The 22,636-nt window shown below is 65.9% G+C and carries 25 protein-coding genes; 12 read left to right on the forward strand and 13 right to left on the reverse strand.

Features of this window, described 5'->3' with window-relative positions; translation table 11 throughout:
• Window positions 1–2 precede the first annotated feature (2 nt).
• On the forward strand, window positions 3–785 hold the full coding sequence (locus WMN78_RS12200; RefSeq protein WP_340533975.1) for a glycerophosphodiester phosphodiesterase: 783 nt from the start codon (window positions 3–5) through the stop codon (window positions 783–785).
• Here the strand turns inward: WMN78_RS12200 and WMN78_RS12205 are convergent.
• From WMN78_RS12205 to WMN78_RS12215, 3 genes are all read right to left on the reverse strand, one after another.
• The gene (locus WMN78_RS12205) at window positions 782–2,320 is read right to left on the reverse strand and encodes a putative bifunctional diguanylate cyclase/phosphodiesterase (protein ID WP_340533976.1); all 1,539 of its coding nucleotides are present in this window, start codon (window positions 2,318–2,320) and stop codon (window positions 782–784) included. The two genes, WMN78_RS12200 and WMN78_RS12205, sit on opposite strands and share 4 nt — an antisense overlap.
• Entirely contained in the window at window positions 2,310–2,651 is a 342-nt protein-coding gene (locus WMN78_RS12210) for an STAS/SEC14 domain-containing protein (protein WP_340533977.1), read from the reverse strand. Before WMN78_RS12210 ends, WMN78_RS12205 begins: the two co-directional genes overlap by 11 nt.
• Before the next feature lie 123 nt (window positions 2,652–2,774).
• Window positions 2,775–3,650: a hypothetical protein gene (locus WMN78_RS12215; RefSeq protein WP_340533978.1), complete on the reverse strand. Its 876-nt coding sequence runs from the start codon at window positions 3,648–3,650 to the stop codon at window positions 2,775–2,777.
• 294 nt (window positions 3,651–3,944) lie between these two features.
• On the opposite strand from WMN78_RS12215, the gene WMN78_RS12220 reads away from it, so the two are divergent.
• Window positions 3,945–4,100 (forward strand): hypothetical protein, encoded by a 156-nt coding sequence (locus WMN78_RS12220; protein ID WP_156037087.1) that lies wholly within the window; start codon window positions 3,945–3,947, stop codon window positions 4,098–4,100.
• Between the two features lie 52 nt (window positions 4,101–4,152).
• Here WMN78_RS12220 and WMN78_RS12225 read toward each other — a convergent pair whose 3' ends face one another.
• On the reverse strand, window positions 4,153–5,796 hold the full coding sequence (locus WMN78_RS12225) for an ATP-binding protein (protein ID WP_340533979.1): 1,644 nt from the start codon (window positions 5,794–5,796) through the stop codon (window positions 4,153–4,155).
• Between the two features lie 94 nt (window positions 5,797–5,890).
• On the opposite strand from WMN78_RS12225, the gene WMN78_RS12230 reads away from it, so the two are divergent.
• Together WMN78_RS12230 and WMN78_RS12235 are read left to right on the forward strand one after the other, a co-directional pair.
• Window positions 5,891–6,262: an STAS/SEC14 domain-containing protein gene (locus WMN78_RS12230; protein ID WP_340533980.1), complete on the forward strand. Its 372-nt coding sequence runs from the start codon at window positions 5,891–5,893 to the stop codon at window positions 6,260–6,262.
• A 38-nt stretch (window positions 6,263–6,300) separates the two neighbouring features.
• Window positions 6,301–7,128 (forward strand): class I SAM-dependent methyltransferase, encoded by an 828-nt coding sequence (locus tag WMN78_RS12235; RefSeq protein WP_340533981.1) that lies wholly within the window; start codon window positions 6,301–6,303, stop codon window positions 7,126–7,128.
• Between the two features lie 12 nt (window positions 7,129–7,140).
• Here the strand turns inward: WMN78_RS12235 and WMN78_RS12240 are convergent, their stop codons facing one another.
• From WMN78_RS12240 to WMN78_RS12255, 4 genes are all read right to left on the reverse strand, one after another.
• Window positions 7,141–7,566: a hypothetical protein gene (locus tag WMN78_RS12240; RefSeq protein ID WP_340533982.1), complete on the reverse strand. Its 426-nt coding sequence runs from the start codon at window positions 7,564–7,566 to the stop codon at window positions 7,141–7,143.
• Between the two features lie 158 nt (window positions 7,567–7,724).
• Complete coding sequence (locus WMN78_RS12245; protein ID WP_340533983.1) at window positions 7,725–7,955, reverse strand: hypothetical protein; 231 nt, start codon at window positions 7,953–7,955, stop codon at window positions 7,725–7,727.
• A gap of 88 nt (window positions 7,956–8,043) precedes the next feature.
• Window positions 8,044–8,952: an ADP-dependent NAD(P)H-hydrate dehydratase gene (locus tag WMN78_RS12250; RefSeq protein ID WP_340533984.1), complete on the reverse strand. Its 909-nt coding sequence runs from the start codon at window positions 8,950–8,952 to the stop codon at window positions 8,044–8,046.
• Entirely contained in the window at window positions 8,936–9,682 is a 747-nt protein-coding gene (locus WMN78_RS12255; protein ID WP_340533985.1) for a histidine phosphatase family protein, read from the reverse strand. The genes WMN78_RS12250 and WMN78_RS12255 overlap by 17 nt, the downstream gene beginning before the upstream one ends.
• Before the next feature lie 224 nt (window positions 9,683–9,906).
• Between WMN78_RS12255 and WMN78_RS12260 the strand changes: the two genes are divergently transcribed.
• From WMN78_RS12260 to WMN78_RS12270, 3 genes are all read left to right on the forward strand, one after another.
• Window positions 9,907–10,128, forward strand: coding sequence for a DUF6480 family protein (locus tag WMN78_RS12260; RefSeq protein ID WP_340533986.1), 222 nt, complete (start codon window positions 9,907–9,909; stop codon window positions 10,126–10,128).
• Between the two features lie 34 nt (window positions 10,129–10,162).
• Window positions 10,163–10,993: an alpha/beta hydrolase gene (locus WMN78_RS12265; protein ID WP_340533987.1), complete on the forward strand. Its 831-nt coding sequence runs from the start codon at window positions 10,163–10,165 to the stop codon at window positions 10,991–10,993.
• A 117-nt stretch (window positions 10,994–11,110) separates the two neighbouring features.
• The gene (locus WMN78_RS12270) at window positions 11,111–12,235 is read left to right on the forward strand and encodes a glycerate kinase (protein ID WP_340533988.1); all 1,125 of its coding nucleotides are present in this window, start codon (window positions 11,111–11,113) and stop codon (window positions 12,233–12,235) included.
• A 25-nt stretch (window positions 12,236–12,260) separates the two neighbouring features.
• Here the strand turns inward: WMN78_RS12270 and WMN78_RS12275 are convergent, their stop codons facing one another.
• Together WMN78_RS12275 and WMN78_RS12280 are read right to left on the reverse strand one after the other, a co-directional pair.
• Window positions 12,261–12,923: a DUF6766 family protein gene (locus WMN78_RS12275; RefSeq protein ID WP_340533989.1), complete on the reverse strand. Its 663-nt coding sequence runs from the start codon at window positions 12,921–12,923 to the stop codon at window positions 12,261–12,263.
• Between the two features lie 54 nt (window positions 12,924–12,977).
• Window positions 12,978–13,469 carry a DUF6328 family protein gene (locus tag WMN78_RS12280; protein WP_340533990.1) on the reverse strand — a complete coding sequence of 164 codons (492 nt, stop codon included), beginning with the start codon at window positions 13,467–13,469 and terminating at the stop codon, window positions 12,978–12,980.
• 193 nt (window positions 13,470–13,662) lie between these two features.
• Between WMN78_RS12280 and WMN78_RS12285 the strand changes: the two genes are divergently transcribed.
• Both WMN78_RS12285 and WMN78_RS12290 read left to right on the forward strand, forming a co-directional pair.
• Window positions 13,663–14,559: an SDR family oxidoreductase gene (locus tag WMN78_RS12285; RefSeq protein ID WP_340533991.1), complete on the forward strand. Its 897-nt coding sequence runs from the start codon at window positions 13,663–13,665 to the stop codon at window positions 14,557–14,559.
• A gap of 45 nt (window positions 14,560–14,604) precedes the next feature.
• Window positions 14,605–15,111, forward strand: a complete 507-nt coding sequence (locus tag WMN78_RS12290; RefSeq protein ID WP_340533992.1) for a hypothetical protein — start codon at window positions 14,605–14,607, stop codon at window positions 15,109–15,111.
• Between the two features lie 69 nt (window positions 15,112–15,180).
• Here WMN78_RS12290 and WMN78_RS12295 read toward each other — a convergent pair whose 3' ends face one another.
• On the reverse strand, window positions 15,181–16,536 hold the full coding sequence (locus WMN78_RS12295) for a uracil-xanthine permease family protein (RefSeq protein ID WP_340533993.1): 1,356 nt from the start codon (window positions 16,534–16,536) through the stop codon (window positions 15,181–15,183).
• Between the two features lie 240 nt (window positions 16,537–16,776).
• Here WMN78_RS12295 and WMN78_RS12300 point away from each other — a divergent pair, with 240 nt between their 5' ends.
• The gene (locus WMN78_RS12300; RefSeq protein ID WP_340533994.1) at window positions 16,777–17,382 is read left to right on the forward strand and encodes a malonic semialdehyde reductase; all 606 of its coding nucleotides are present in this window, start codon (window positions 16,777–16,779) and stop codon (window positions 17,380–17,382) included.
• A gap of 184 nt (window positions 17,383–17,566) precedes the next feature.
• On the opposite strand, the gene pgm is transcribed toward WMN78_RS12300, so the two are convergent.
• Entirely contained in the window at window positions 17,567–19,216 is a 1,650-nt protein-coding gene (pgm, locus tag WMN78_RS12305) for a phosphoglucomutase (alpha-D-glucose-1,6-bisphosphate-dependent) (RefSeq protein WP_340533995.1), read from the reverse strand.
• 292 nt (window positions 19,217–19,508) lie between these two features.
• Here pgm and WMN78_RS12310 point away from each other — a divergent pair, with 292 nt between their 5' ends.
• Complete coding sequence (locus WMN78_RS12310) at window positions 19,509–20,462, forward strand: NERD domain-containing protein (RefSeq protein WP_340533996.1); 954 nt, start codon at window positions 19,509–19,511, stop codon at window positions 20,460–20,462.
• A 398-nt stretch (window positions 20,463–20,860) separates the two neighbouring features.
• Window positions 20,861–21,040, forward strand: a complete 180-nt coding sequence (locus tag WMN78_RS12315; RefSeq protein WP_340534025.1) for a DUF4190 domain-containing protein — start codon at window positions 20,861–20,863, stop codon at window positions 21,038–21,040.
• Window positions 21,041–21,150: 110 nt separating this feature from the next.
• On the opposite strand, the gene WMN78_RS12320 is transcribed toward WMN78_RS12315, so the two are convergent.
• Window positions 21,151–22,620, reverse strand: coding sequence for a peptide MFS transporter (locus WMN78_RS12320; RefSeq protein ID WP_340533997.1), 1,470 nt, complete (start codon window positions 22,618–22,620; stop codon window positions 21,151–21,153).
• Window positions 22,621–22,636 lie beyond the last annotated feature (16 nt).

The raw sequence follows: 22,636 nt of genomic DNA on the forward strand, positions 1-22,636 counted from the left end.
GAATGACCGAGTCCCGACCTTTCTTCTCCGCCGGAAGCGCCTCCGCGCGTATTGCGATGGCGCACCGCGGATTTTCCCCGGACGGACTCGAGAATTCGATGGCAGCGTTCCGCGCCGCCGTCGAACTCGGCTACCGCTATCTGGAAATGGACGTCCACACCACCGCCGACGGCGTTCTCCTGGTGTTCCATGACCCCTCGCTGGACCGCGTGACGGACGGGCAGGGGCGCATTGCCAGGCTTCCTGCAGGAACAGTGGCGCAGGCCCGGATCGGCGGGTTAGAACCCATCCCGCTCTTCGAGGAGCTGGTGCGCACCTTCCCGGAGGTGCGGCTGAACCTGGACATCAAGGACTGGAATTCCGTGCCCAGCCTGGCAGCCGCGATTGAGCAGCATGGTGTCCACGACCAGGTGCTGATTGCGAGCTTCTCGGACCGCCGGCGCCGCGCCGTGGTCAAACGGTTGAGCCGGCCGGTCGCAGCGTCGGCCGGAATTGTGTCCAACACGCTTTTCACGGTGCTCGGGCCCGTGCTTCCGGCCCCGGCCATCCGGTGGGCGCTGCGGGGCGTCCACGCGCTCCAGGTCCCGGTCAGCTACGGCGCCGTCCGGGTGGTGACGCCGGGCTTTGTCCGCCGCGCCCACCGGCACGGCCTCCAGGTCCATGTGTGGACCATCAACGACCCCGCGGAGATGCACCGGCTTCTGGACCTTGGCGTTGACGGTATCGTCACGGACCGGGCGGACCTCCTCAAGAACGTTCTCCAGGACCGGGGGGAGTGGGACTAGCCGCCCTGGTGTGACGCCCGCTGTGCGTCGAGCACCGCGGCGAATTCATCTGCGGGGAGCGGCCGCCCGAAGTAATAGCCCTGGGCGCTGACGCAACCGATGCTGGCCAGGTGCTGCGCCTGCTCGGCCGTCTCCACCCCTTCCCAGACCGCTTCGAGGCCGCACGCCCGGATCAGCTGGAGGATTGCGGCTATCAGGTCCGGCTGGGCGGGATCGGTTCCCAGGTCCTTCAGGAGGGACCGGTCCACTTTGACCTTGTCCACCGGAAGCCTGCGCAGGTAGCTGATGGAGGAGTAGCCCGTGCCGAAGTCGTCGATTTCCAGCCCGACGCCCAGCTTCCGCAGGCTGTTCAGGGAATACCTGTCCAGTTCGTTGCCGCTGACGATCGCACCTTCGGTCAGTTCGAGGACGAGCAGTTCCGGGCTGAGTCCCGCCCCGGTGAGGGCGTCCCGGACCTCTTCGATGAACTCGAGGCGCTGAAGGTCCGCGGCGGCGATATTGATCCGCATGGAGAAGTCGTCCCCGGCGCGGGCTTCGGCCCGCCACACGCGGAGCTGTTCGACGGCGGTGCGGAGGACCCATCCGCCCAGCTCGGAGATGAGGCCGGCATCTTCCGCGAGAGGAATGAATTCATCCGGCATCACCATGCCGCGGGAGGGGTGTTGCCAGCGGACCAGCGCCTCCGCGCCCTCGATCCTCCCTGAAGCCAGCTCAACCACGGGCTGGTAGTAGAGCACCAGCTGGGAGCCGGAAATGGCCGCCCGCAGGTCCTCCAGGAGCTGGCTCCGCAACTGGCGGGCGTGCAGCATGGCGGGTTCGAAAACCTTGAGCCTATTGCGCCCGGCGGCCTTGGAAGCGTACATGGCCACGTCGGCTTCCATGAGCAGCTGTTCCGCGCTCTGTCCGGCCCCGCCGATGCACAGTCCCATGCTGGCGCCACACTGGACGGCGTCGTTCTCAAGCTCCACCTGGCTGTCCAGGGCGGCGAGGACGCGGTTGCCCACACTCGCGGCGCGGGCGAGGGTGGTAGACGGCATCAGAACGGCGAATTCATCGCCGCCCAGGCGGGCCACCGTGTCCGTGTCCCGGACGGAAGCTCGGATGCGCTCGCCGACGGCGGCCAGCACCTGGTCCCCGGCGGCGTGGCCCAAGGAGTCGTTGATGCCCTTGAAGGCATCAAGGTCCAGCAGGAGGACGGCGGGCGGCAGGTCGCCCAGCTCGGCCTCCGCGAGGGCATCGTTGAGGGCGCTGACCAGGGCTATGCGGTTCGCCAGGCCGGTCAGCGAGTCCGTCAGCGCCATCCTCTGCATTTCCAGATGTGCTTCGTTGAGCAGCCGGGTGCGCAGTTCCACCCGTTGTTCAAGTTCCTGGTACATGATCTGGAGATCTTCGGCGAGAAGGTTGGTGCCCATGATGACGGCATCCAGCTCGTCCCTGGCGGGGGATACTTCGATCCTGGAGTGGAGCTCTCCTGCGGCAAGGCGGACAATTCCGTCCAGCAGCTTGCCAAGACGCGGATCGCCGTCAGTGAACATGGGCGGTTTCCTTCAGCCACTCGAGGGCCTCAGGCTCGGACGTAAAGTACCTGGCCGGCCCGGACTTGAAGTCGCCGCCAAGAATGAAATGCGCCAGGATCCGGTCCACGGGCGTCCGGCCCAGCAGTGCCCAGGCGGCCACTGAGCCCACGTTGCTGAAGACCGCCCTCGCGGCCCTGCTGACGGACGCAACGTCCGTGACATCCATCAGCACAGCCAGGACGGAGCCGGGCTGCGGGGTTTGAAGGCCAGCGGCCAGCAGACGGGCCGAGTGCTCATCGAGGTGCTCGTCCCGGGGGAGCACGATCCGGACGATTTGCTGTTGTATCAATTCAAGCGGCTTAGGCATTCATCCCCCGAACATATGAAAGGAGCCGTTTGGCCTCTCTCGCACCACCGACCTCCGGCGAGGCTTGGGACTAAAAATACACTGTCCATCCGCTTCCGGAGTGCGCTAGCCTACACCGGCCGTAAACGCGCGGACCTGGGCGCTCCGTTCGGAGGCGGCCGCATTGTCAAAGAGGGCGGCTGCGTCCTCCAGCCTCTGCAGCCCTTCGTCGCGCTCACCGTTGGCAAGGAGGGATTTCCCCAGCAGGAATGAGGCCTCACCCGCCGTCTGGGTGGCCAGGATTCCGGCTTCGGTGCAGAGCGGCCTAAGCATGTCGATTGCGGTGGCCATGTCGCCCGTCAGGAAATGCCAGTGCGCGCGGACAAAGGACATCTCCAGGAGGTCGCGGTCGCTGCCTCCTACGACTTCGGTGGCGAGTTCGGCCCGCTCAATGCAGCGAAGCGTGGCAGGTTCGGTGAGCTCAGCCTCCAGGCGCATCACCGCCGACGCGCGGTTGAACCTGGCCCAGAGATCCACGTCCTTCGACGGTGAAAGACTCTCTGCCGCCATGTCGTGGTATCGGCCGCCGTCCGTCACCCTGCCGGTAAGGAACGCCACGTTTCCTATCACCCAGTAGGCCTTGCCGGCAGTGTCCTCGTCCACGAGCTCGGTCAGGAGGCCCTCCAGCAGGAGGCACTGCTCCCACGCTTCGTCGAGCCGGCGGCTTTCGGCAAGGGCGGCGATGAGCGCCCGCTGCGCCTGGATGTGGAGGTAAACGTATTCGGGATTACCGGCGACAAGTTGGGCGGCAGAGGTGGCCGCGGAAACGGCGTCGGGGAGTCGCCCCAGCCCCTGCTGCGACAGCGCCAGGAGTATGAAGGCCCGTGCACCAAGGGCAGGTTCCGCGGTGGAGAGCGGGTGGCCGGCCAAGTACGTGATCAGCTCCATGCATTCCTGGATCTTCCCCATGTCCTTGAGGCATTCGGCCTGGAAAAGCGTCATATTCCACCAGGCGGTCTGATCCCCCTCAAGAAGAGCCAGCTCCGCTGCTCTGCGTGCCTCGTCTCGGGCCCTTGAGTACTCGCGGCCTTTCCAGCTGGCGCGGGCCTGCAGCTCCGCGACCACATGCGGCAACAATTTCCGTGGATTCGGCATTTCCCAATTATCCCCCGGAAAGGATCAGCACATCGCACTTGCCGTTAAGTTTCCCGCTGTTACTGGCAATCAATTGATCTTGGGACCGTATACTGACGCTCGTAATGAGTTTTTGCGCCTAATTGATTGAAAGGACCGCGGATGAAGAAGATTGCCGCAACATTCTTGCTCACCGGCGTCCTGGCTGTCGCAGGTTTTGCTGCGCCCGCCACGGCCGCTCCCAAGTCGGATACTACCGTCAGCACTTCAAGCAAGGCGCCCACCACGCAGGCACACATCGGCTGGTGGCCGGACTAAGCTGGTCGCGCTCATGCTGCCCCCGGATTTCGCATCCGGGGGCAGTCTTGTTTTAAGGGCCGGAAACGGGCAGCTGCACGGTGATGGTGGTTCCTGCGCCCAGTTCCGAACTGACGGCCAGGAATCCCCGGTGCGCTTTGATGATGTCGTAGGCAATGGCGAGTCCCAGGCCGCTGCCGGGGACGGCGGTGGACGTTGCGTTGGACGCCCGGAAAAACCGGGTAAATAGATGCGGGATTTCTTCCTCCGGGATTCCTACGCCCGTGTCGCGTACATGCACATTTACGCCGGGCTCGCCGTCAGTCATTGGCTCAAAGCGGCAGCTGACAACAATCCGGCCTCCGCGCGGCGTAAATTTGATGGCATTTGAAACAAGATTCGTAAACACCTGCTCCAGCTGAACTTCATCGGCGATTATTTCGGCGTCGCAGTCACAGGGCTCCAGCAAGATAGTCACATCCCCCAGTTCCGCGAGCGGACGGAGCGCCACGGTCACGATCTGGAGGGTGTGCCCCAGCTGGACGGGCCCCGGATGGAGGGTGGCGCCGTCGTAATCCTGGCGCGAAACGGTGAGCATATCCTCGATCAGCCGGCGGAGGCGCTCGGAGTTCCTGACGATAATGTCCAGCATCCGGTCCACCTCGGCAGGTACCGGCCCGCCCACACCGTCCTGGATCATGTCCAGGTAGGCGGAGATCGACGTCAGCGGGGTCCGCAGCTCATGGTTCACGGTGGCCAGGAAATCGGTTTTCGCCTGGTCGAGCTGCCGCAGCTGCTTGACCACCTGCTGCTGTGCGCTCATCAGGTGGCTCTGGATGAGCCCGTAGGCAACATTGCCGGCGACGTGCTGAATGAGAGAGATTTCGGTGCGCGTCCAGACCCGGGGTTCTTCCAGTTGCGCAATCCAGATAACACCGAGCGTTGCCTTTCCCTCGCCCACGGGCACGAAGGCGGAGGCCCACGGGCGCATATGTGCGGACCACGCCGCCAGCTCCTGGTCGTCAGGGCGCCACTCGTGGAAACGGTGGTCGTCGACGGCGAGCACTTCGGCGTCCGCCCACAGCCGGTCCGCAACGCGGTGTGCCGCGGATTCCTGGATGCCCAGACCCTTCGGCAAGGGGGCAAGGCCGGGGCGGTGCCACTCGGCAGCGATGCGGGGAACGCGGTCGTCGTCGAAGGTGGTGAACAGGACGCGGTCGGCGCCGAAGGTCTCCCCGAACCCGGTCACCAGGTATTCCGAAATCTGGTGCGGGTCGTGGGTCCCGCGCACGGCGGCGGACACCCCGCGGAGCTTTTCGCGCAGCCGTTCGGCGCTTTGCCGGGCTTCGGAGCGCTGCGCAGCCCGGCTGATCAGGACGTCCGCCCGGTGGACCAGTTCTGCCGGGGCGGCGGGCTTGGCGATGTAGTCCGCCATGCCCAGTGTCCGGACGATTTCAGCCTCGGACTCGTCTGCCAGGTCGATCAGAAGGAGCAGCGGCGCATCCACCGGTAATCCTGCCAACGAATGATCCGCGACGACGATGCTGGGATGGTGCTCTTCCAGCAGCGCAGCCAGGCCGTCGGGGCTGGACGCCGTGGAGACGCGGAACCCGGCGGCTGCCAGGGCAGCGGCCGTAGCCGACAGCCGGGTGCTGTCCGGGTCCGCCACGATGGCTGTGCGTGGTACGAGTGATTTCTCCGCCGCCTGAATTACCACACTGCCCCCTTCGGTCCCCGGTTGAGTACATTGTAGGGTGACATCAGTCGCATGCATTCCGTGTGTGCCGGCCCTGGCGGAAGGAAGGCTGGATATGTCCGGAAATCCCGAGGTGGGCACTGGCGCGGACTTGACGCTCGGAGCCGACGGAGTTGTCCGGCTGACGTGGCCGCGGGACGCCGTAATAACCGGTCCGGACGCCGAGCGTGCCATGCTCAGGGTCAACCAGTTGTGTGGTGAGGATCGGCATCCCATGCTGGTAGACATGGCCACCACCGCTGATGTGACCCGCGGTGCCCGTGCAGTGTTCGGGCGGCCGTGCCAGGCCTCCCGGATTGCATTGCTGGGCGCCTCGCCGGTGGACCGGGTCCTGGCGAATTTCTTCCTGGGGATCAACTCGGTGCCGTGCCCCACGAAGTTCTTCACGTCTGAACGTGATGCCCTCACCTGGCTTGCCTTGACCTGATTCATGAGGCGTTAACGTGGTGCCCCTATATTTGGACAATGCTCGCCGCCCTAAAAAAATACCTGATGGTCCCCAAGCTTGTGCGGTTGTCCGCGGGCGCACCGAAGGACCACCACATTGCCTGGGACAGGTTCTGGTCCGGAGTGAAAACCACCGGGGCCGCCGGCGACGTCCTGTGGGACTCCGGCAGCGACCACGAGATGCAGGGCTACCTTGGCAGGCTGCGCCTGCACCTGGACCCGGGGCTTCCGGTGGTGGACATCGGCTGCGGCAACGGCAGCTTTACCCGGCAACTCGCCAGGCATTTCCCGCATGCGGTGGGCGTGGACGTCTCCGACCATGCCGTCCGGCGTGCCCGCACCGAATCGACCGGGCTGGCGAACGTTTCCTACGCCGTCCGTGACATGACTGCTCCCGGCGCCGGCGGCTGGCTCGGGGAAGAACTTCATACGCTTGGCGGGGGCGGGGCGCCGGGAGCCGGGGCGAATGTCTTCATCCGCGGCGTCCTGCACGTCCTGAGGGAGCGGGACCGCTCTGCCCTGGCCGAAAACGTTCGTGCCATCACGGGGATGAACGGCCGCGTCTTCCTCGCCGAAACAGACTTCCGGGGAAACGCGATCGATTACGTGTCACACCTTGGCGCGACGCTCAGGTCCATCCCGGCGCCTCTCGAAGGAGCCATTCGCGGGCTGCCGATGCCGGGACGCTTTGGCCCCAAAGAGCGGGGCCTGACGTTCCCGGCCAGCCGTTGGAAACTGATCGAGGACGGCCCGGCGACAATCGAGACCATGCCCTTGTCCGATCCCGCCCGGGCCGACCTCATCCCCGGCTATTTTGCGGTGCTGCGGGCGCGGAGCCAGGAGTAGGTCCTGCCGCCGCTAGCCGCGGCCCATGCTGGTGGTGGGGTCGCCGCCCGCCTCGGACGGATCCGCGCGCAGGTCCCCCGGCTCCGGCTCGGGGAGGCCGCCGGGTCCGGGTGTGTCACGTAAGCGGTCGGTGCCCACATCGGGGCCCTCACCCGGTTCCGGAGTCTCACCAGGTGCCGGTGCTTGATGCGGATCACCTAGCGGCGGGGTGTCGTCCGGGCGGGTCTGGGGCCTCTCCGGCGGCGTTCCCGGCGGGTTGTCCCCCGGATCCACGGTGTCCGCGGCATTGGAGCCCTCACTGATGGAGGAATGAACCCGGATATCCTCGTGAGGGTCGCCGGGATCCGGCGCATGCCCGTCGTCGGTTCTGGGCGCCGTGCCCGCCAAGTCTTCAACGGCGTTCTTGGCAGCCTCTTCGATGCTGTCTCCGATACCCATCGATCTGCTCCTCACTCTTCCGTCGGCACTCGCTTACCGGCACTTGCTGTTGGCAGGAATCGATAAGCGGTGCTGCTGACTCTCCAGATTTATCAGCATGCTTATGAATAGTCCAGAGTCCGACGGCGGACCGGTAGGCCGTTTGTAGAAGTTTCCGGTTAGTGACCGCGGTGGAAAAGGCCCGAAATCCTGCTGTGCTTCTGATTAGCGGCGCGGCCGTGGATCCGGGGAACGGACTTGCCGGCAGTCCTGCCGTGGATGCCTGCAGCCCGGGTGGACTTGGGACCTGCCGCCCTGGCGTTCATCCGGGTTTCGCTGTCCGACTTGTTCGGCTTCAGATCGAGGTGCTTCATGAACTTTTGCATGACGCGGTCCAGAAGATTTGCCATGACAAGAATCTCCAATCTGTTCTGGCGGGCCTTTGCGGGCCCTGTTCTTTCAGCTTTGCACCGCGGCCGAGGCACCCGCAAGGGCCCGTCAGGTCCCGAGCTCCATCATCAGGGCCGGCAGCTCATCGGCCAGTTCCCGGGCGAGGTAGCCCAGGCCCCCGAGCCGGCTCGCCAGCCTGTCGCCGGCGGCGGCATGGAGGTGGGTGCCCCAGCACGTGGCCTGCGCATCCGATGTTCCGCGGGCCCTTAGTCCTGCGATGGCACCGGCCAGGATGTCACCGCTGCCGGAGGTGCCCAGCCCGCCGTATCCAGTGGTGATTTCCCAGACCCGGACATCGCCGGTGCCGTCGGGGTCCTCGGCGATGACACCCTGGCAGCTCACCACTGCACGGTAACGCCCGGCTATTTCCGCGACGTCCTGATGCAGGTCCTCCACGTCCCGCCCCAGCAGGATTCCGGACTCGGTGATGTTCGGCGTCAGGATGAGCCGCCCGGCCCACGGTCCGAGGTCATCGACGAGCTCCGGGAGGCAGCCTAAAGCGTAGGCATCCAGGACCATCGCCGGCCTGTCCTCGCCAGCGCGCCCGGGTTCCAGTTTCAGCAGCTCCCGCAGGAGCGACTCTGTTTCGCCCATGTCGTCCAGCCCCGGTCCCACCAGGACTGCCGCCGCCTTGCCCAGCTCGTCGGCCAGTGCGGATACCCCGTTCCCTTTGACGGCGCCGTCGTCCGTTTCAGCGAGCCCCACCACCCCTGACTCCGGCAGCGCCACGGCCACCTGCACCGCCGTCGAACCCGCCACCGCCAAGGTGAGCCGGCCCGCGCCGGCGCGCAAGGCGGCGGTGCCGGCCAGGAGTGCGGCACCCGGAGTTTTGCGTGCGCCGCCAATGACGAGCACGGACCCGCGGTCGTCCTTGCCGGACCCGCCGCCCGGCAGCTGCCAGCCGCGCAGGAGGGTGGGAGTGACGGGCTCGGCTGCCGGTTTAGGCCGGGTGGACATTGGCGTCTCCCGCGTGTTCTGTCACCGGAACACCTTCGCTGACCAGATGGTCGGCCATGTTGAAGCTCTCCAGGATCCAGGGGCCGGTCCCGTTCGGTCGGACGAACCGGGTGAGGGAGGCGTTGAGGACGGTGGACGTCGCGGCAATGTCCAGAACCTCCGGTTCGGTGAGCCCTTCCAGGATGTAGCGGAACAACAGGATCAGGGCGTCGTGGCACACCAGCACCACCCGGTCAGCGCCCGGCTGACGTTCGAGGTCAACCAGCAGGGAGCGAAGGCGAAGCACGACGTCGGCCCAGGACTCGCCGCCGGGCGGCCGGTAGTAGAACTTGCCCAGCCACCGCCGACGCGCCGCCTCCTCCGGAAGCCGGGCTTCCACGCCCGCGGAGGTCAGCATGTCCAGGATGCCCAGTTCCCTGTCGCGAAGCCGTTCGTCGATGAGGATCGCTGCCGGCCAGCCGCCGGTTTTCACGGCGAGTTCGGCCGTCTGGCGGGCGCGGACGTAAGGCGAGGACCACACTGCAGCGGCGCGCTGCTCATCGGGAAAATCAGCGAACAACCGGCCGAGTGCCAGCGCCTGTTCGCGTCCCGTGGCCGATAGTTCCACGTCGGCATCCCGTGCCGGCACCTCGATGACATGGGCTCCGGACTGTCTGGCCATTGTGGCGGCCACGTTGCCCTCGCTCTCGCCGTGACGCACCAGCAGAAGCTCGGTCAATCCCGTACTCATGGAACCCCTTCCTGAAGGACGTCGGTCATCGGATTGCAGCATTGCTACCCCCTTGGTCCGGGCCCGTTCCCCAGGCCGTCATCGCGCACTCATCGGCTGTCGATAGCTAAGGAAAGCCCACGTTACTACTGCCGGTGCGTCCTTGTCGCGGCATCCGGGGAAGGCTAGGCTGGCCACCCATCAGCTTTCACGCCTTCCCATTCCCCTGAAGAACGGACGAAACCATGAGCAGCTATCACCCCGAGAACGACCCCTCGAATCCGGACCGGCCCGGCCGGGACGACGCAGAAGAGTCGGGCATGACGCGCAAGGATCCCGGAGCCACTGCGAACCCTGACCCGTTGGAAGGCAACATCACAGGCCTGGAGCCCGGAGGAGGAGTTCCGCCCGGCGAAACTCCTCCCGCGGAGGACTCCATGAGCGCGGACCAGGGGCACGGGGAATAACGGAGTCGCCGCCGCTACGGGCTATCCTCGACGGATGAAGGGTGCCGTATCAACAGACGTCGAGGCCGGAGGCCTTCGTGGACGGATGTACGTCTCGCGGGCCGTATCAGGCGCCCGGCCCGGATCGCCGGATCAGCCTGGATCCGCAGCGGAAGCCCCCACGGTCGTCCTCATTCATGGGATTGGCGTCTCGCACCGTTACCTTGCCCGGCTGCACCAGGTCCTGGCAGCGACTGTGGACACCATTTCGATCGACCTCCCCGGTTTCGGCTCATCGCCGCGCCCGGACCGCCAGTTGTCGGTCGCGGACCAGGGAGCGTTCATCCATGAGGTGCTGGACGGCGCCGGGGTGGGAGCGCGCGTCCTGGTGGGCCATTCCATGGGGGCACAATTCGTCCTGGAAGCGGCCCTGCAGCGGCCGGAGCAGGTGCCGCATGTGGTGCTGATGGGACCTGTGGTGGACGTCAGGAACCGCACGGTACTCCGCCAGATGGTTGCGCTGACCAGGGATGCGCTCCTGTTTGAAACGCCGGGCTCGAACGCCGTGGTGTTCAGTGATTACCTGCGCTGCGGCCCTGGCTGGTACTTCAAACAGCTGCAGGTCATGATGGACTACCGGACCGAAGAGCGGATCCGGGAGCTGGGCACGCCAGTAATGATTCTTCGCGGCGCCAGGGACCCCATCGCAACCGGCGAATGGTGCCGGATCCTTGCCCGCCGGGCACCGGCGGGCACGTTGGCGGAGGTCCCCGGCTGCGGGCACGTGGTCCAGCACACCGGCACGGACCAGGTGGCCGAGGCCGTTAGCGGCTTTGCCGGCCTCCCCGGTTCCGAAGCCCCGGAACAGGCCTTGCGCCGCCACTAGCCCCGACCGGACCTGTCAGCGCCGGCCCGGTCGCATTGCCTGGCTGGGCCTTCCGTTCCTGCGCGTTCTTTACAGCCCAGGCAAGCGCTTTCCGGCCGATGCTGGCAGTATGGACCCATGCGCATTCTCATCGCTCCGGACAAGTTCAAAGGGTCATTGACCGCTGCCCAGGCAGCCAGCGCCATTGCCGAGGGGGCGCTGCGCGTCTACCCGGATGCGGTGGCCACGCAGTTTCCGGTGGCCGACGGCGGGGAAGGCACCCTCGAGGCCGCCGTCGCGGCGGGCTACGAAGAGCGGCTGAATGCCGTCGTCGGACCCATCCTGGCGCCTATCGGCGCGGCTTGGGCCCTCCGCAAGGACGCTTTTGGCGGTACCACCGCCGTCATCGAAACCGCACAGGCATCCGGGTTGGCGCACATGGAGCCCACGCCGGCGAATGCCCTGCGGGCCCACAGCTACGGCTGCGGCCAGCTGATCGCCGCAGCGTTGGACGCCGGAGCCACGGAAATCGTGCTGGGCGTGGGCGGATCGGCAATGACCGACGGAGGCAGCGGCGCTTTGCGCGCTTTGGGCCTGAAGCCGCTGGACGCCGCCGGTAACGTGGTTCCCCTGGGCGGCGGTTCCCTGGCGGACGTTGCGGGCGTTGACGTTTCCGGCCTGGACCCCCGGCTGGCCGCCGTGAAGTTCCGGATTGCCGTGGACGTCCAGAACCCGCTGTTCGGTAGCGACGGAGCGGCGCACGTCTTCGGCCCGCAGAAGGGGGCCGACGCTGACGCCGTGGAACTGCTGGACGCCGGGCTCCGCAACTGGGCATCCGTTCTTCGGCAGGCCACGGGACGCGACGTCAACGTTCCCGGAGCCGGTGCGGCCGGCGGGTTCCCGGCGTCGTTCCTTGCCTTCAGCGGCGCCACCCTCGAAGGCGGCTTCGCGCTGGTGGCGGGCCTGACCGGCCTTGCCGGCCAGCTGGCTGAAGCTGACCTGGTGATCACCGGTGAAGGGTCCATGGATTCGCAGTCGCTGACAGGCAAGGCCCCGATTGCCCTGGCGGATGCGGCGCGCGAGCGGGGCATCCCGGTGATTGTGGTGGCCGGCCGCATCCTGGTCACGCCGGAGGACCTCGCCGAGCACGGAGTGGTGGCCGCCGCCCAGCTGCTGGACGTCGCAGCCAGCCCGGAAGACGCCGTCGCCAATGCTGCCAAGTACCTCGCCTGGGCTACCAGCCAGGTCCTCGAAGGGGCCTGACGCCGGGCGCGCCGCCGGATAGCCGCTAGGCGCCCGTCTCGTAATGCGGTTCCGCCACAGGCTTGGACTCGGGCGATCCCCGTTCGCGCAGGTAGACGGAGGCGCCCACCAGCACGGCGACAGCCAGGAATTCGCTCTGCCAGTTTTGGAAGGACTCGAACCAGAACCGGCTGGTGGCGAGGTAGCCGAGCAGCGTCACGCCCGGCTGCCCGTGGCTTTGCTGTTCCTCGCTGTACTCTTCGCTGCCGCCAACGGCATGGAGGGTGAAGGAGGCGAGGAAAAGCAGCAAGAACATGCTGGACAGGGAGTGCTCATATAGCTTGAGCACAAGCCCGCCGCGGCGCACCGGCCATGGCGTGGCTGCCTTCACGATTGCGTCCCGCGGGTCCTGGTCCTGCGGCGCGGTGCGGCCCATCGGTTTTGATTCTGAGGAGCCCTTCTGGAAAAGGAAGACCGTCAGAATGACGTACATGCCCATCTGCAGGAATTCTGATTCCCAGTTCTCAAAGGTGGCCTCAAGGAACGCCCCGGTACCAAGGTACTCGGCGATGGTCACCGCCGGCTGGCCGTGGGCCATCTGGTCTTCGCTGTAGTCGCTGGCCCCGCTGATGATCATGCCGCCGAAAAACACCACAAAAAGGCCGATGTTGGCCAGCAGCAGCCCGTGTTCCTTAGCCCACTTCTTCATGGCGCCTCCCGGAGAGTTTGATTGAATCAGGCATGCACCACGCCGCCCTGTCGGCTAGCCCCTTGATGCCCGTTTGTGGAGCAGGATCGGCACGAAAACAAGCAGCACGATCATGACTGCGAGGAGGCCTCCGCCTGCGAGGAGGCCGGCCTCCCGTCCGGCGGTCACATCGAACACAAGCGACGCCGTTCCGGCGCTGAGGAGCGCGACGCCGGCCAGGGCCACTTTGGCGATCCGGTCGGCACTGGAAACGAGCGTCTGCTTTAGCTGCTTGCGGAAAAGCCGGCGGTGAACGCTCACCGGAAGGAGGATGACTGCTGTGATGAGGGCGGCGAGTACCACATTGCTCAGGTAGAGCCCCACCTGGTAGTCGTCCAGTCTCTCGAAGCGTTCCTGGAAGGGAATGGTCAGGAGGAAGCCTGCCAGGATCTGGACGCCTGTCTGCAGTACCCGGAGCTCCTGGAGTAGTTCTCCCCAGTTGCGGTCCATCTGCTGGTTGACGGTCTCGTTCCTGCCGTCGCCAGACACCGCATCGCGTTCTGACATGGGCTCACCTCCGGGCTTGGCACGCTGCGCGCACCACTGACTTTCAACCTAGGCTTGAAGCCTCCTGCAAGCAATACTAAGTTTGCTGACTAAATTGTCCAAAACGGTGGACTTGCCCTGTCCGCTGGGATAGTTTCGAAGGGCCGGTTACGCACCGGACGCAGGAAAAACCGAGAAGTTAGCGAGGTGGAGAATGACCGACAACAAGCAGGACCACCAGCCGCAGGACCCCAGGACGGGCTACCACGAGGGGCCGTTCCCGGAACAGGTGCAGGAACAGCCGGGGCTCACGGCGCCCATGGAGCCGCAACCGGATCATGGCGAGGAAAGCTACGAGGGAAGCAACGCGCTCACAGGCAAGGCGGCGCTCATCACCGGGGGCGACTCCGGCATCGGCAGGGCCGTGGCCATTGCGTTCGCCCGCGAGGGGGCCGATGTCGCCATCTCCTACCTCCCTGAAGAGGAAGCCGATGCCCAGGACACAGCGGCGTGGGTCCGGAAGGCCGGGCAGCGGGCGCTGTTGCTGCCGGGCGATGGGCGGAGTGAAGAGTTCAGCACCAAAATCGTGGAGGACACGTTAGCGGAGTTCGGCCACCTGGACGTGGTGGTACTGAACGCGGCCTACCAAAAGAACCGCGATAGCTTTGAGACGCTTCCCACCGAGGAATTCGACCGCGTTTTCAAAACCAACCTCTACTCGCTGCTGTGGACGGCCAGGGCCGCGGTGCCGCACCTTAAAGCAGGGGCGTCCATCATCACCACTGCCTCGATCCAGGCCTTCAACCCGTCGCCGGGCCTCATCGACTACGCCATGACCAAGGGCGCCCAGGTGGCGTTCACTAAGGCGCTGGCCCAGGAACTCGGGCCCAAGGGCATCCGGGTCAACGCCGTTGCCCCTGGCCCCATCTGGACACCGCTGATTCCAGCCACGGAATGGCCCGAGAAACTGCCGAAGTTCGGTCAGGACACTCCTTTGGGCCGGGCGGGACAGCCCGCGGAGCTCGCGGCCGCCTACGTCCTGCTCGCCTCTGATCATGGGTCCTACATTTCCGGAGCGGTGCTTCCGGTGACAGGCGGGAAGGGTCTCTGATCCGCCCGGAATTTCCCAACAGATGCGACCAGCAGGAGGAATGACATGACGCAGGAGAACCAAGGAACACCCATCGAGGAAGAGGGCGGTTATGGAACGCCCACGGTCGAGCAGGAAATGGGCGGTGCCGACGCGAAGAGGTTCGCCCAGCCGCGCGAGGAAGAGGCATTCGACGCAGCGGGTTTGAGCCAGGACAGCCCGGACGGCGAAACCTACCCTGCCGGGGCGCCCGACCTCAGCCAGTTCGGCGCCGAAGACCAGGACAGTGCGGGAGAACCCGGAGCGGGACGCTTCGGAGGAACGGAGGACCAGATGAACGCAGAAAATGAAAGCGCGGACCCCGGCTTTGAGTCGGCAGCCGAAAGCGACGCAGCAGTGCCGTCCGCGGAAGCAGAAATGGACGAGTCCAACACGGAGGACCCCGATTCCGGGCGTCCGTTCTCCTCGGAACCGAACCAGGACGCGGCAGGAATCCCTGACGGCAGCGGCACTGACCTGCCTGACAGCAAGGCCCCCAAGGACCGCGACGACGATACGTTCGACGCCGGGTAGGTCCACGTAATCCAAGGCCGGGTTTACAGGCGGGCGGGCGGCTCTCGAAAGCTGCCCGCCCGCCGTCGGCTATCGCCGCTTTTTCGGAGACCGCTTGGCGGCGGCGCTGATCGCGGCCTTGGCCGCCGGGGGCAGTCCTGCCTGTTCGGTCTCCGGTTCAGCCACGCTCCCGCGGGCCTTCGCGATCGCCGTCATGCCGTGGTAGATCACCAGTGCGGCGGCGGAGCCCAGGGCGATGCCGGTGAACGTTAGTTCGCCGATGGTCCAGGTGTAGTCGGCGATGCCGATGATCAGGGCCACCGCTGCGGTGGTCAGGTTGACCGGGTTGGAGAAATTGACCTTGTTCTGGACCCAGATCTTGACACCCAGGATGCCGATCATTCCGTACAGCATGGTGGCCGCACCGCCCAGCACTCCGGAGGGAACCGTGGCGATCAGTTCACCGAATTTCGGGGAGAAGCTGAGGATGATCGCGAAGATGCCGGCCACCCAGTAGGCCGCCGTCGAGTACACCTTCGTGGCGGCCATGACACCAATGTTTTCGGCGTAGGTGGTGGTTCCTGAACCGCCGCCGAAGCCGGCCAGCACGGTGGCGGCGCCGTCCGCCATCAGGGCGCGGCCGGAGACGCCGTCGAGGTTCTGGCCGGTCATGGCGGAGACGGACTTCACGTGGCCGATGTTCTCGGCCACCAGCACGAGAACCACGGGGATGAAGAGCCCAACGACGCCCAGATGGAATTCAGGGGTCTGGAAGTGAGGCAGGCCCACCCAGGCGGCTGCGTCCATCTTGGAGTAGTCCACTTCGCCGCGGAGCATGGCCACAAGGTAACCCACCAGCACACCCACCAGGATGCTGAGGCGGCCCAGGATGCCTTTGAACAGCACGCTCACCAGGATGATGGTAGCCAGCGTGATCACCGCGGTGACCGGGGCGGCGTCGAAGTTGTTTTTGGCTGCCGGGGCCAGGTTCAGTCCGATGAGTGCCACGATGGCGCCGGTGACGATAGGCGGCATGAGCCGGTTGATCCAGCCGGCTCCGAATTTCTGCACCACGGCGCCGATGATTGCCAGCCCGGCGCCGGCGAGCACCACTCCGCCCAGTGCGCCGGGGATCCCAAACTGTTGCTGGGAGGCCATGATGGGAGCGATGAACGCAAAGCTCGAGCCGAGGTAGCTGGGCACCCTGCCCTGGGTGATCACCAGGAAGAGCAGGGTTCCGATGCCGGAGAAGAACAGTGTGGTGGCCGGCGGCATACCGGTGATGATGGGCACCAGGAAGGTGGCGCCGAACATGGCCACCACGTGCTGCATTCCCACTCCGATGGTCAGCGGCCAGGTGAGGCGTTCACCGGGGGCCACCACCTCGCCGGGGCGGACCGACTTTCCGTTGCCGTGAAGCTTCCATTTGGTACCAAGCATGCTCATGGCCGGGAGCCTTTCAAAGAAGTATGTGTCGGGAGGGGGAAGGAATCTTCCGGAGCAACATTACCGCGCAGGCCCTGCGGTGCGCCCGGCCTGCGGGTGTTCAGGCAGGCGCGCATTGCCGCGGCTGTGTGGAACGTCACGCACAGTCACGGGAAGAGGAACTATTCAGTTGAAGTTGCAACTATGGAACGAGAACCGCCAGCCGCCTCCGGGTGAGCGGGCCCATCGAAAGGTATGCAGATGACAATTGCCCACGAAGAAGCAGTGATCGACGCAGCCGCAGTGGACGCGATTTTCGCTGAGGCCCGTACGGCCAACGCATTCACCGGAGAAGTCACGGATGAGCAGGCCCGCGCCATCTACGAACTGACCAAGTTCGGTCCCACGGCTTTTAACTCCCAGCCGCTGCGCGTGACCTATGTCCGGTCCGCTGAAGCCCGCGCCCAGCTCGTGGAGACCCTCTCGGCGGGCAACCGCGCCAAGACGGCGACCGCCCCGCTTGTTGCAGTCCTCAGCTACGACACGGCGTGGCAGGACCAGTGGGACAAGTTCCTGCCCAGCTACAACGCCCCCAAGGCCATGTACGATGCGTCGCCGGATCTCGCGGCCAGCACGGGCAACAACAACGCCCACCTGCAGGCCGGCTACTTCATCCTGGCAGTGCGTTCCCTCGGTTTCTCGGCAGGCCCCATGACCGGCGCCGACTTCGCCGCAATTGATGCGGCGTTCTTCCCCGCCGGGGACCAGAAGAGCTTCCTAGTGGTCAACATCGGCCAGCCCGGCCCGGACGCCTGGGGCGAAGCAAAGCCGAAGTTCGCTTACGCGGACGTCGTACGCACGGTCTAGGCGTCGTACGCACCGTCTAGCCGTCGTACGCACGGTCTAGCCGTCGTACGCACGGTCTAGCCGTCGTACGCACCGTCTGACGCTCTCTCACTTAATGCACCTTAGAGGCCGACGCTCTCTCACTTTCCTAAAGAAAGTGAGAGAGCGTCGCTGTTTTTCCGGCATTAAGTGAGAGAGCGTTGGGTCAGGCGATGACCGCGTCAACCAGGGCCTTGGCTTCGGCCTGGACCTGCTTGAGGTGGTCGGCGCCCTTGAATGACTCTGCGTAGATCTTGTAGACGTCCTCGGTGCCGGACGGGCGGGCGGCGAACCAAGCATTCTCGGTGACCACCTTCAGGCCGCCGATCGAAGCGCCGTTGCCCGGAGCCTCAGTGAGCTTGGCCGTGATCGTTTCGCCGGCGAGCTCGGTGGCGGTGACGTCCGACGGCGACAGCTTCCCGAGCGCTGCTTTCTGTTCGCGGGTGGCTGCGGCGTCGATCCGGGCGTACACGGGATCGCCGAACTGGTCGGTGAGGCCCTTGTAGAGCTGCGAGGGCGACTTGCCGGTGACAGCCGTGATCTCCGAGGCCAGCAGGGCCAGCAGGATACCGTCCTTGTCCGTGGTCCACACGCTGCCGTCCATCTTGTTGAAGGAAGCGCCGGCGGATTCCTCGCCGCCGAACGCGCCCTCGCCGGAGAGCAGGCCGGGAACGAACCATTTGAAGCCCACCGGAACCTCAACGAGCTTGCGGCCCAGGCTCTCGGCCACGCGGTCGATGATGGAGGAGGACACGAGCGTCTTGCCGATCACCGACGCCGGGTTCCAGCCCGTGCGGTGGCGGTAGAGGTAGTCGATGGCGACGGCGAGGTAGTGGTTCGGGTTCATCAGGCCGCCGTCGGGCGTAACGATGCCGTGGCGGTCAGCGTCGGCGTCGTTGCCTGTGGCGACATCGAACGTTGCGCCGCTGGACATGCGGTTGATCAGCGAGGCCATGGCGGACGGCGAGGAGCAGTCCATCCGGATCTTCTCGTCCCAGTCCAGGGTCATGAAAGCCCACTGCGGATCAACGGTGGGGTTCACCACGGTGAGGTTCAGGTGGTGGCGTTCGCCGATCTCACCCCAGTAGTCAACCGAAGCGCCGCCCATGGGGTCGGCGCCGATCCGGACGCCGGCCTCGCGGATGGCGTTGAGGTCCAGGACGGACGGGAGATCGTCCACGTAGCTGCTCAGGAAGTCGAACTTGCCGGTGGTCTCAGCCGCCAGGGCATCCGCTACCGGAATGCGCTTGACGCCGCGGAGTCCGTTCTCGAGGAGTTCGTTGGCACGGTTGGCGATCCAGCCGGTGGCGTCGGTGTCCGCGGGTCCGCCGTGCGGCGGGTTGTATTTGAAGCCGCCGTCACCGGGCGGGTTGTGGCTCGGAGTGACCACGATGCCGTCCGCCTGCGGTGCGCCGGCTGGGGCGTTCCGGTTGTGGGTAAGGATGGCGTGGCTAAGCGCAGGCGTGGGCGTGTAGCCGTGGCGGGCGTCGATCAGTACGTTCACGCCGTTGGCTGCCAGAACCTCGAGCGCGGAGTTCTGCGCCGGTTCGCTGAGGCCGTGCGTATCCTTTGCCATGTACAGCGGGCCGGTGATGCCCTGGCCGGCACGGTATTCCACGATCGCCTGGGTAATGGCCACGATATGGGGCTCGTTGAAAGAAGCCTTCAGGCTGGACCCCCGGTGCCCGGAGGTGCCGAACGCAACGCGCTGGCCCGGATCGCTCAGATCGGGGGAAACATCGTAGTACGCATCCAGGAGCGCAGTGAGGTCAACAAGGTCTTGGGGTTGGGCAACTGTGCCCGCGCGGCTAGCCATTGCACCAGCATGCCAGACGACGGCGGGGCGCAACACGGTTTGTCCGGAATCCGGCCCCTATGACGCCGAATTTCATCCGGCATTTACCTATTTATTCCTTTTTGCATTTATTGGGGGACAGTAATTGGCCGTGGAAAAGCGAGTAGTGGCGCCAAAAGTACCTATATACCGGCTGTCCGCAGGCTGCTAATTTTCTAAACAAATTACGACGGCGGTTCTCTCCGCCGCCGTCAGCGTTGCAGGGAATCCAGTTGCGGGGAATCGAGCTGCGGCGAACCAAGGAGGACAGTCCATGGCAGCAGGCGACGGAGCGTCAGAGCAGTCACGGCTGGCGGCGGAGCGCATCGCCCGGCTCAAGCGCCAGTTGGACCATGCCGAACGCGCCTCCGATCCCTGGGGCGCCGGAGGGGAGGGGGAGCGCCGCACCGCGAGCCTGCTGGGCGAACTGACCCCGCAGGGCTGGTTCCTGTTGCACGACGTTCACTGGCCCGGCCGGCCGCTGGCCAACCTTGACCACGTGCTGGTGGGACCGGGCGGCGTGGTGGTGGTGGATGCAAAGAACTGGTCCGGCACCGTTGAGGTCAGGGACGGCGTCCTCAGGCAGAACGGCTATTCACGGAACCCCGCGGTGGACGGCGCCCTGGGACAGGCGGCCGCTGTGGCTGCGTTGCTCGACGCGCCCCACCGGCACCTGGTCCGCTCCATCATCTGCCTCACCGGCCAGCCTGACTTCGAAGACGTGACGGGCTCCGGCGTCGCCGTGCTGGGCATCAACCTTGTGGTTGCGCGGGTGGCAGCGCTCCCGGCAGCACTGGATCAGCCGACGGTGGTTGGCCTGTACTCCCGTCTGGGGCAGCAGCTGACTCAACCGCAGTCGCCTGCAACCCGAAACTACCCTTCCGTCCCGGCACGACCGCAGCCTCACAACAGAACGCAGTCCAACACCTGGCCGCAGCCGCGCAACCCGCAACGGCCGCACAACTCGCCACAGCCGCACAACCCGCAACGGCCGAATATCCGGCCGCCGCACCCGGGTGCCCGCTCGAACAACGGCGCGATGTATCCGCCGCCGCTTCCCAGCCGCTACCACGGTTCAGCTTCCGGCAGCGTCACGCGCGGCTCCGCTCCCATGCACCTGGGGAGGTCGGCGCAGGCCCGCGCACGACAAATGGCGGCCGGTTTGTGGAGCCTGCTGCTCCTGGGGACCGTGGTGTTCTCACTCACGGTGCCGCTCTGGGCCCCGTAGCCCTGAAGGCCGATTTATCAGATGGTGTATCACGGGCCCACACCTCGGCGCGGCGCGTTGATACGCTGGTTCTAGCCACAAAAAAGGGGATTTCCCATGACGAACCAGCCTGCCTCCGGCGATGAGGGGACGCCGGACGGCTACCAGCCGCCGTCGTATATTCCACCGCGGGGGTCACAGCCAGTGCCTCCCGGAGTTCCCTACGGCCAGCCGCCGCAGTATGGCCAGCCGCCCGCGTACGGTCAGCAGCCTGGACCGTACGGCACCGCCTACGGGCAGCCCTCCTACTACGGCACGCCTACGGCACGCCCTACGGCGCACCGCCCGAGCCCAAGGGGCTCAGCATCGCGAGCCTGTGCTGCGGCATCGCGGTTTTCCTCGGGCTGGGCATTTTCATCCTGCCGCAGATTGCCGCCGTGGTCTTGGGCCATCTGGCACTGCTCCGGGAGCCCGCCGGCCGCGGGCTCGCCATTGCCGGCCTGGTCCTCGGCTACCTCGGCCTGGCGCTGACGGCGATTGTGCTCACGTTCGCCTTTGCGGCGATCTTCGCCGCCGCGAACGCCGGGTACGGCTACTAGAGGTACGGCCACAGGCAGGGGACGGTCTCAGCCTGTCAACGCCTGGACCAGCCGGACTGGTGCGGGCGGCGGACGGTTATGCCGGCCGCGTGGCGGGGGTGTTCATCCGGTCAGCGTACGCCGCCCATGAGCTTCCTGATGGCCGGCGAGGCCGCCGCGAGGCCGACGGCGAGCACCATGGCGGTGCCGCCGATGCCGATGAAGTACGGCAGTTCGTCGGCCGGGTTGTACAGCCCGGACAGGATGCCGGCCAGTGTGGTGCCGAGGGAAACCGAAAGGAAGAACAGGGCCACCATCTGCGTGTGGAATGCCTGCGGGGCCAGTTTGGTGGTGACGGACAGCCCGATGGGGGAGAGGAAGAGCTCAGCCAGGGTGAAGAGGAACAGGATGCCGACCAGGGCCAGGAGGGGCGTCTTGCCGCTGCCGGCGAGCGGGATGAAAGCCAGGAAGGCGAGCCCCATCACGAACAGGCCGATGGAGAACTTCAGGGCCGAGCCCGGCTGCTTGTTGCCGAGGCGGGTCCACAGCGCTGCCATGACGCCGGCGAAAATGATGATGAACACCGGGTTGATGGACTGCACCCAGGCGGCCGGCATTTCCCAGCCGAACACGTTCCGGTCCAGTTTCTCCTCCGAGTACACGGCAATGAAGGTGAACTGCTGCTGGAAGAGCGCCCAGAATGCCGCGGAGGCGATGTACAGCGGGATAAAGGCCACTACGCGCTTGCGCTCGGTGCCCGTCACCTTACTGCTGGAGAAGATCAGGCCGAAGTACAGCAGGGAAGCGCCGATGGCCGCGTACGCCATGGACATGGCCAGGTTTTCAGCATTGACCGCTCCAGTGGCCAGGAGAACCGCCACCACGGCGGCAATGCCCAGGAAGATCAACCGGTAGCGTGTGCGTTGGTTTGCCGGGAGCGGGTTGGGCACGTGGTGCGCTTCGTCGGGAAGTTTCTTGCGTCCCAGGGCGTAGATGCCCAGGCCAAGGGCCATGCCGACGGCGGCAGCGCCGAAGCCCCAGTGGAACCCCTGGCTTTCCTGCAGCCAGCCGGTGACCAGCGGGCCGATCAGCGCGCCGGCGTTGATGCCCATGTAGAAGATGGAGAAGCCGGCGTCGCGGCGTTCGTCCTTCTCCCCGTACAGGGTGCCCACCAGTGCGGTGGCGTTGGCTTTCAGGCCGCCGGAGCCGACGCCCACCAGCACCAGGCCGGCAATGAGTCCCGGAACGCCGGGCACCAGCGCCAGGGCAATGTGGCCGGCCATGATCAGGACGGCCGAGCCGAACAGGACGCGTTCCGAACCGAAGAGCCGGTCAGCCAGCCACGCGCCGAGGATGGTGGAGAGATAGACTCCGCCGCCGTAGGCGCCCACCAGGCCGGCGGCCAGGCCCTGTTCGATTTCGAGGCCGCCCTGCGCGGCCGTGAAGTACATGTAGTAGAGGAGGATGCCCTGCATCCCGTAGAAGGAGAAGCGTTCCCACATTTCTACGGAGAAGAGGCTGGCCAGCATCTTTGGGTGGCCGAAAAATGACGTGTCGCCCGGCGTTGTGGCGGGGCGGTCGGATAAATGAGTGGTGCTCATTTACTTAAGGGTGGCA

The sequence above is a fragment of the Arthrobacter oryzae genome, assembly GCF_037911235.1.
GTDB classification, from domain to species: Bacteria; Actinomycetota; Actinomycetes; order Actinomycetales; family Micrococcaceae; genus Arthrobacter; species Arthrobacter oryzae_E.

What these genes read in the sequence shown, in the direction of transcription:
- WMN78_RS12285 (WP_340533991.1), top strand. Translation starts at nt 13,663, where the DNA reads ATGACCGACAACAAGCAGGACCACCAGCCGCAGGACCCCAGGACGGGC.
- WMN78_RS12290 (WP_340533992.1), top strand. Translation starts at nt 14,605, where the DNA reads ATGACGCAGGAGAACCAAGGAACACCCATCGAGGAAGAGGGCGGTTAT.
- WMN78_RS12220 (WP_156037087.1), top strand. Translation starts at nt 3,945, where the DNA reads ATGAAGAAGATTGCCGCAACATTCTTGCTCACCGGCGTCCTGGCTGTC.
- WMN78_RS12265 (WP_340533987.1), top strand. Translation starts at nt 10,163, where the DNA reads ATGAAGGGTGCCGTATCAACAGACGTCGAGGCCGGAGGCCTTCGTGGA.
- WMN78_RS12215 (WP_340533978.1), bottom strand. Translation starts at nt 3,650, where the DNA reads ATGACGCTTTTCCAGGCCGAATGCCTCAAGGACATGGGGAAGATCCAG.
- WMN78_RS12295 (WP_340533993.1), bottom strand. Translation starts at nt 16,536, where the DNA reads ATGAGCATGCTTGGTACCAAATGGAAGCTTCACGGCAACGGAAAGTCG.
- WMN78_RS12205 (WP_340533976.1), bottom strand. Translation starts at nt 2,320, where the DNA reads ATGTTCACTGACGGCGATCCGCGTCTTGGCAAGCTGCTGGACGGAATT.
- WMN78_RS12270 (WP_340533988.1), top strand. Translation starts at nt 11,111, where the DNA reads ATGCGCATTCTCATCGCTCCGGACAAGTTCAAAGGGTCATTGACCGCT.
- WMN78_RS12255 (WP_340533985.1), bottom strand. Translation starts at nt 9,682, where the DNA reads ATGAGTACGGGATTGACCGAGCTTCTGCTGGTGCGTCACGGCGAGAGC.
- WMN78_RS12240 (WP_340533982.1), bottom strand. Translation starts at nt 7,566, where the DNA reads ATGGGTATCGGAGACAGCATCGAAGAGGCTGCCAAGAACGCCGTTGAA.
- WMN78_RS12320 (WP_340533997.1), bottom strand. Translation starts at nt 22,620, where the DNA reads ATGAGCACCACTCATTTATCCGACCGCCCCGCCACAACGCCGGGCGAC.
- WMN78_RS12280 (WP_340533990.1), bottom strand. Translation starts at nt 13,469, where the DNA reads ATGTCAGAACGCGATGCGGTGTCTGGCGACGGCAGGAACGAGACCGTC.
- WMN78_RS12230 (WP_340533980.1), top strand. Translation starts at nt 5,891, where the DNA reads ATGTCCGGAAATCCCGAGGTGGGCACTGGCGCGGACTTGACGCTCGGA.
- WMN78_RS12300 (WP_340533994.1), top strand. Translation starts at nt 16,777, where the DNA reads ATGACAATTGCCCACGAAGAAGCAGTGATCGACGCAGCCGCAGTGGAC.
- WMN78_RS12250 (WP_340533984.1), bottom strand. Translation starts at nt 8,952, where the DNA reads ATGTCCACCCGGCCTAAACCGGCAGCCGAGCCCGTCACTCCCACCCTC.
- WMN78_RS12235 (WP_340533981.1), top strand. Translation starts at nt 6,301, where the DNA reads ATGCTCGCCGCCCTAAAAAAATACCTGATGGTCCCCAAGCTTGTGCGG.
- WMN78_RS12310 (WP_340533996.1), top strand. Translation starts at nt 19,509, where the DNA reads ATGGCAGCAGGCGACGGAGCGTCAGAGCAGTCACGGCTGGCGGCGGAG.
- WMN78_RS12200 (WP_340533975.1), top strand. Translation starts at nt 3, where the DNA reads ATGACCGAGTCCCGACCTTTCTTCTCCGCCGGAAGCGCCTCCGCGCGT.
- WMN78_RS12275 (WP_340533989.1), bottom strand. Translation starts at nt 12,923, where the DNA reads ATGAAGAAGTGGGCTAAGGAACACGGGCTGCTGCTGGCCAACATCGGC.
- pgm (WP_340533995.1), bottom strand. Translation starts at nt 19,216, where the DNA reads ATGGCTAGCCGCGCGGGCACAGTTGCCCAACCCCAAGACCTTGTTGAC.
- WMN78_RS12260 (WP_340533986.1), top strand. Translation starts at nt 9,907, where the DNA reads ATGAGCAGCTATCACCCCGAGAACGACCCCTCGAATCCGGACCGGCCC.
- WMN78_RS12245 (WP_340533983.1), bottom strand. Translation starts at nt 7,955, where the DNA reads ATGGCAAATCTTCTGGACCGCGTCATGCAAAAGTTCATGAAGCACCTC.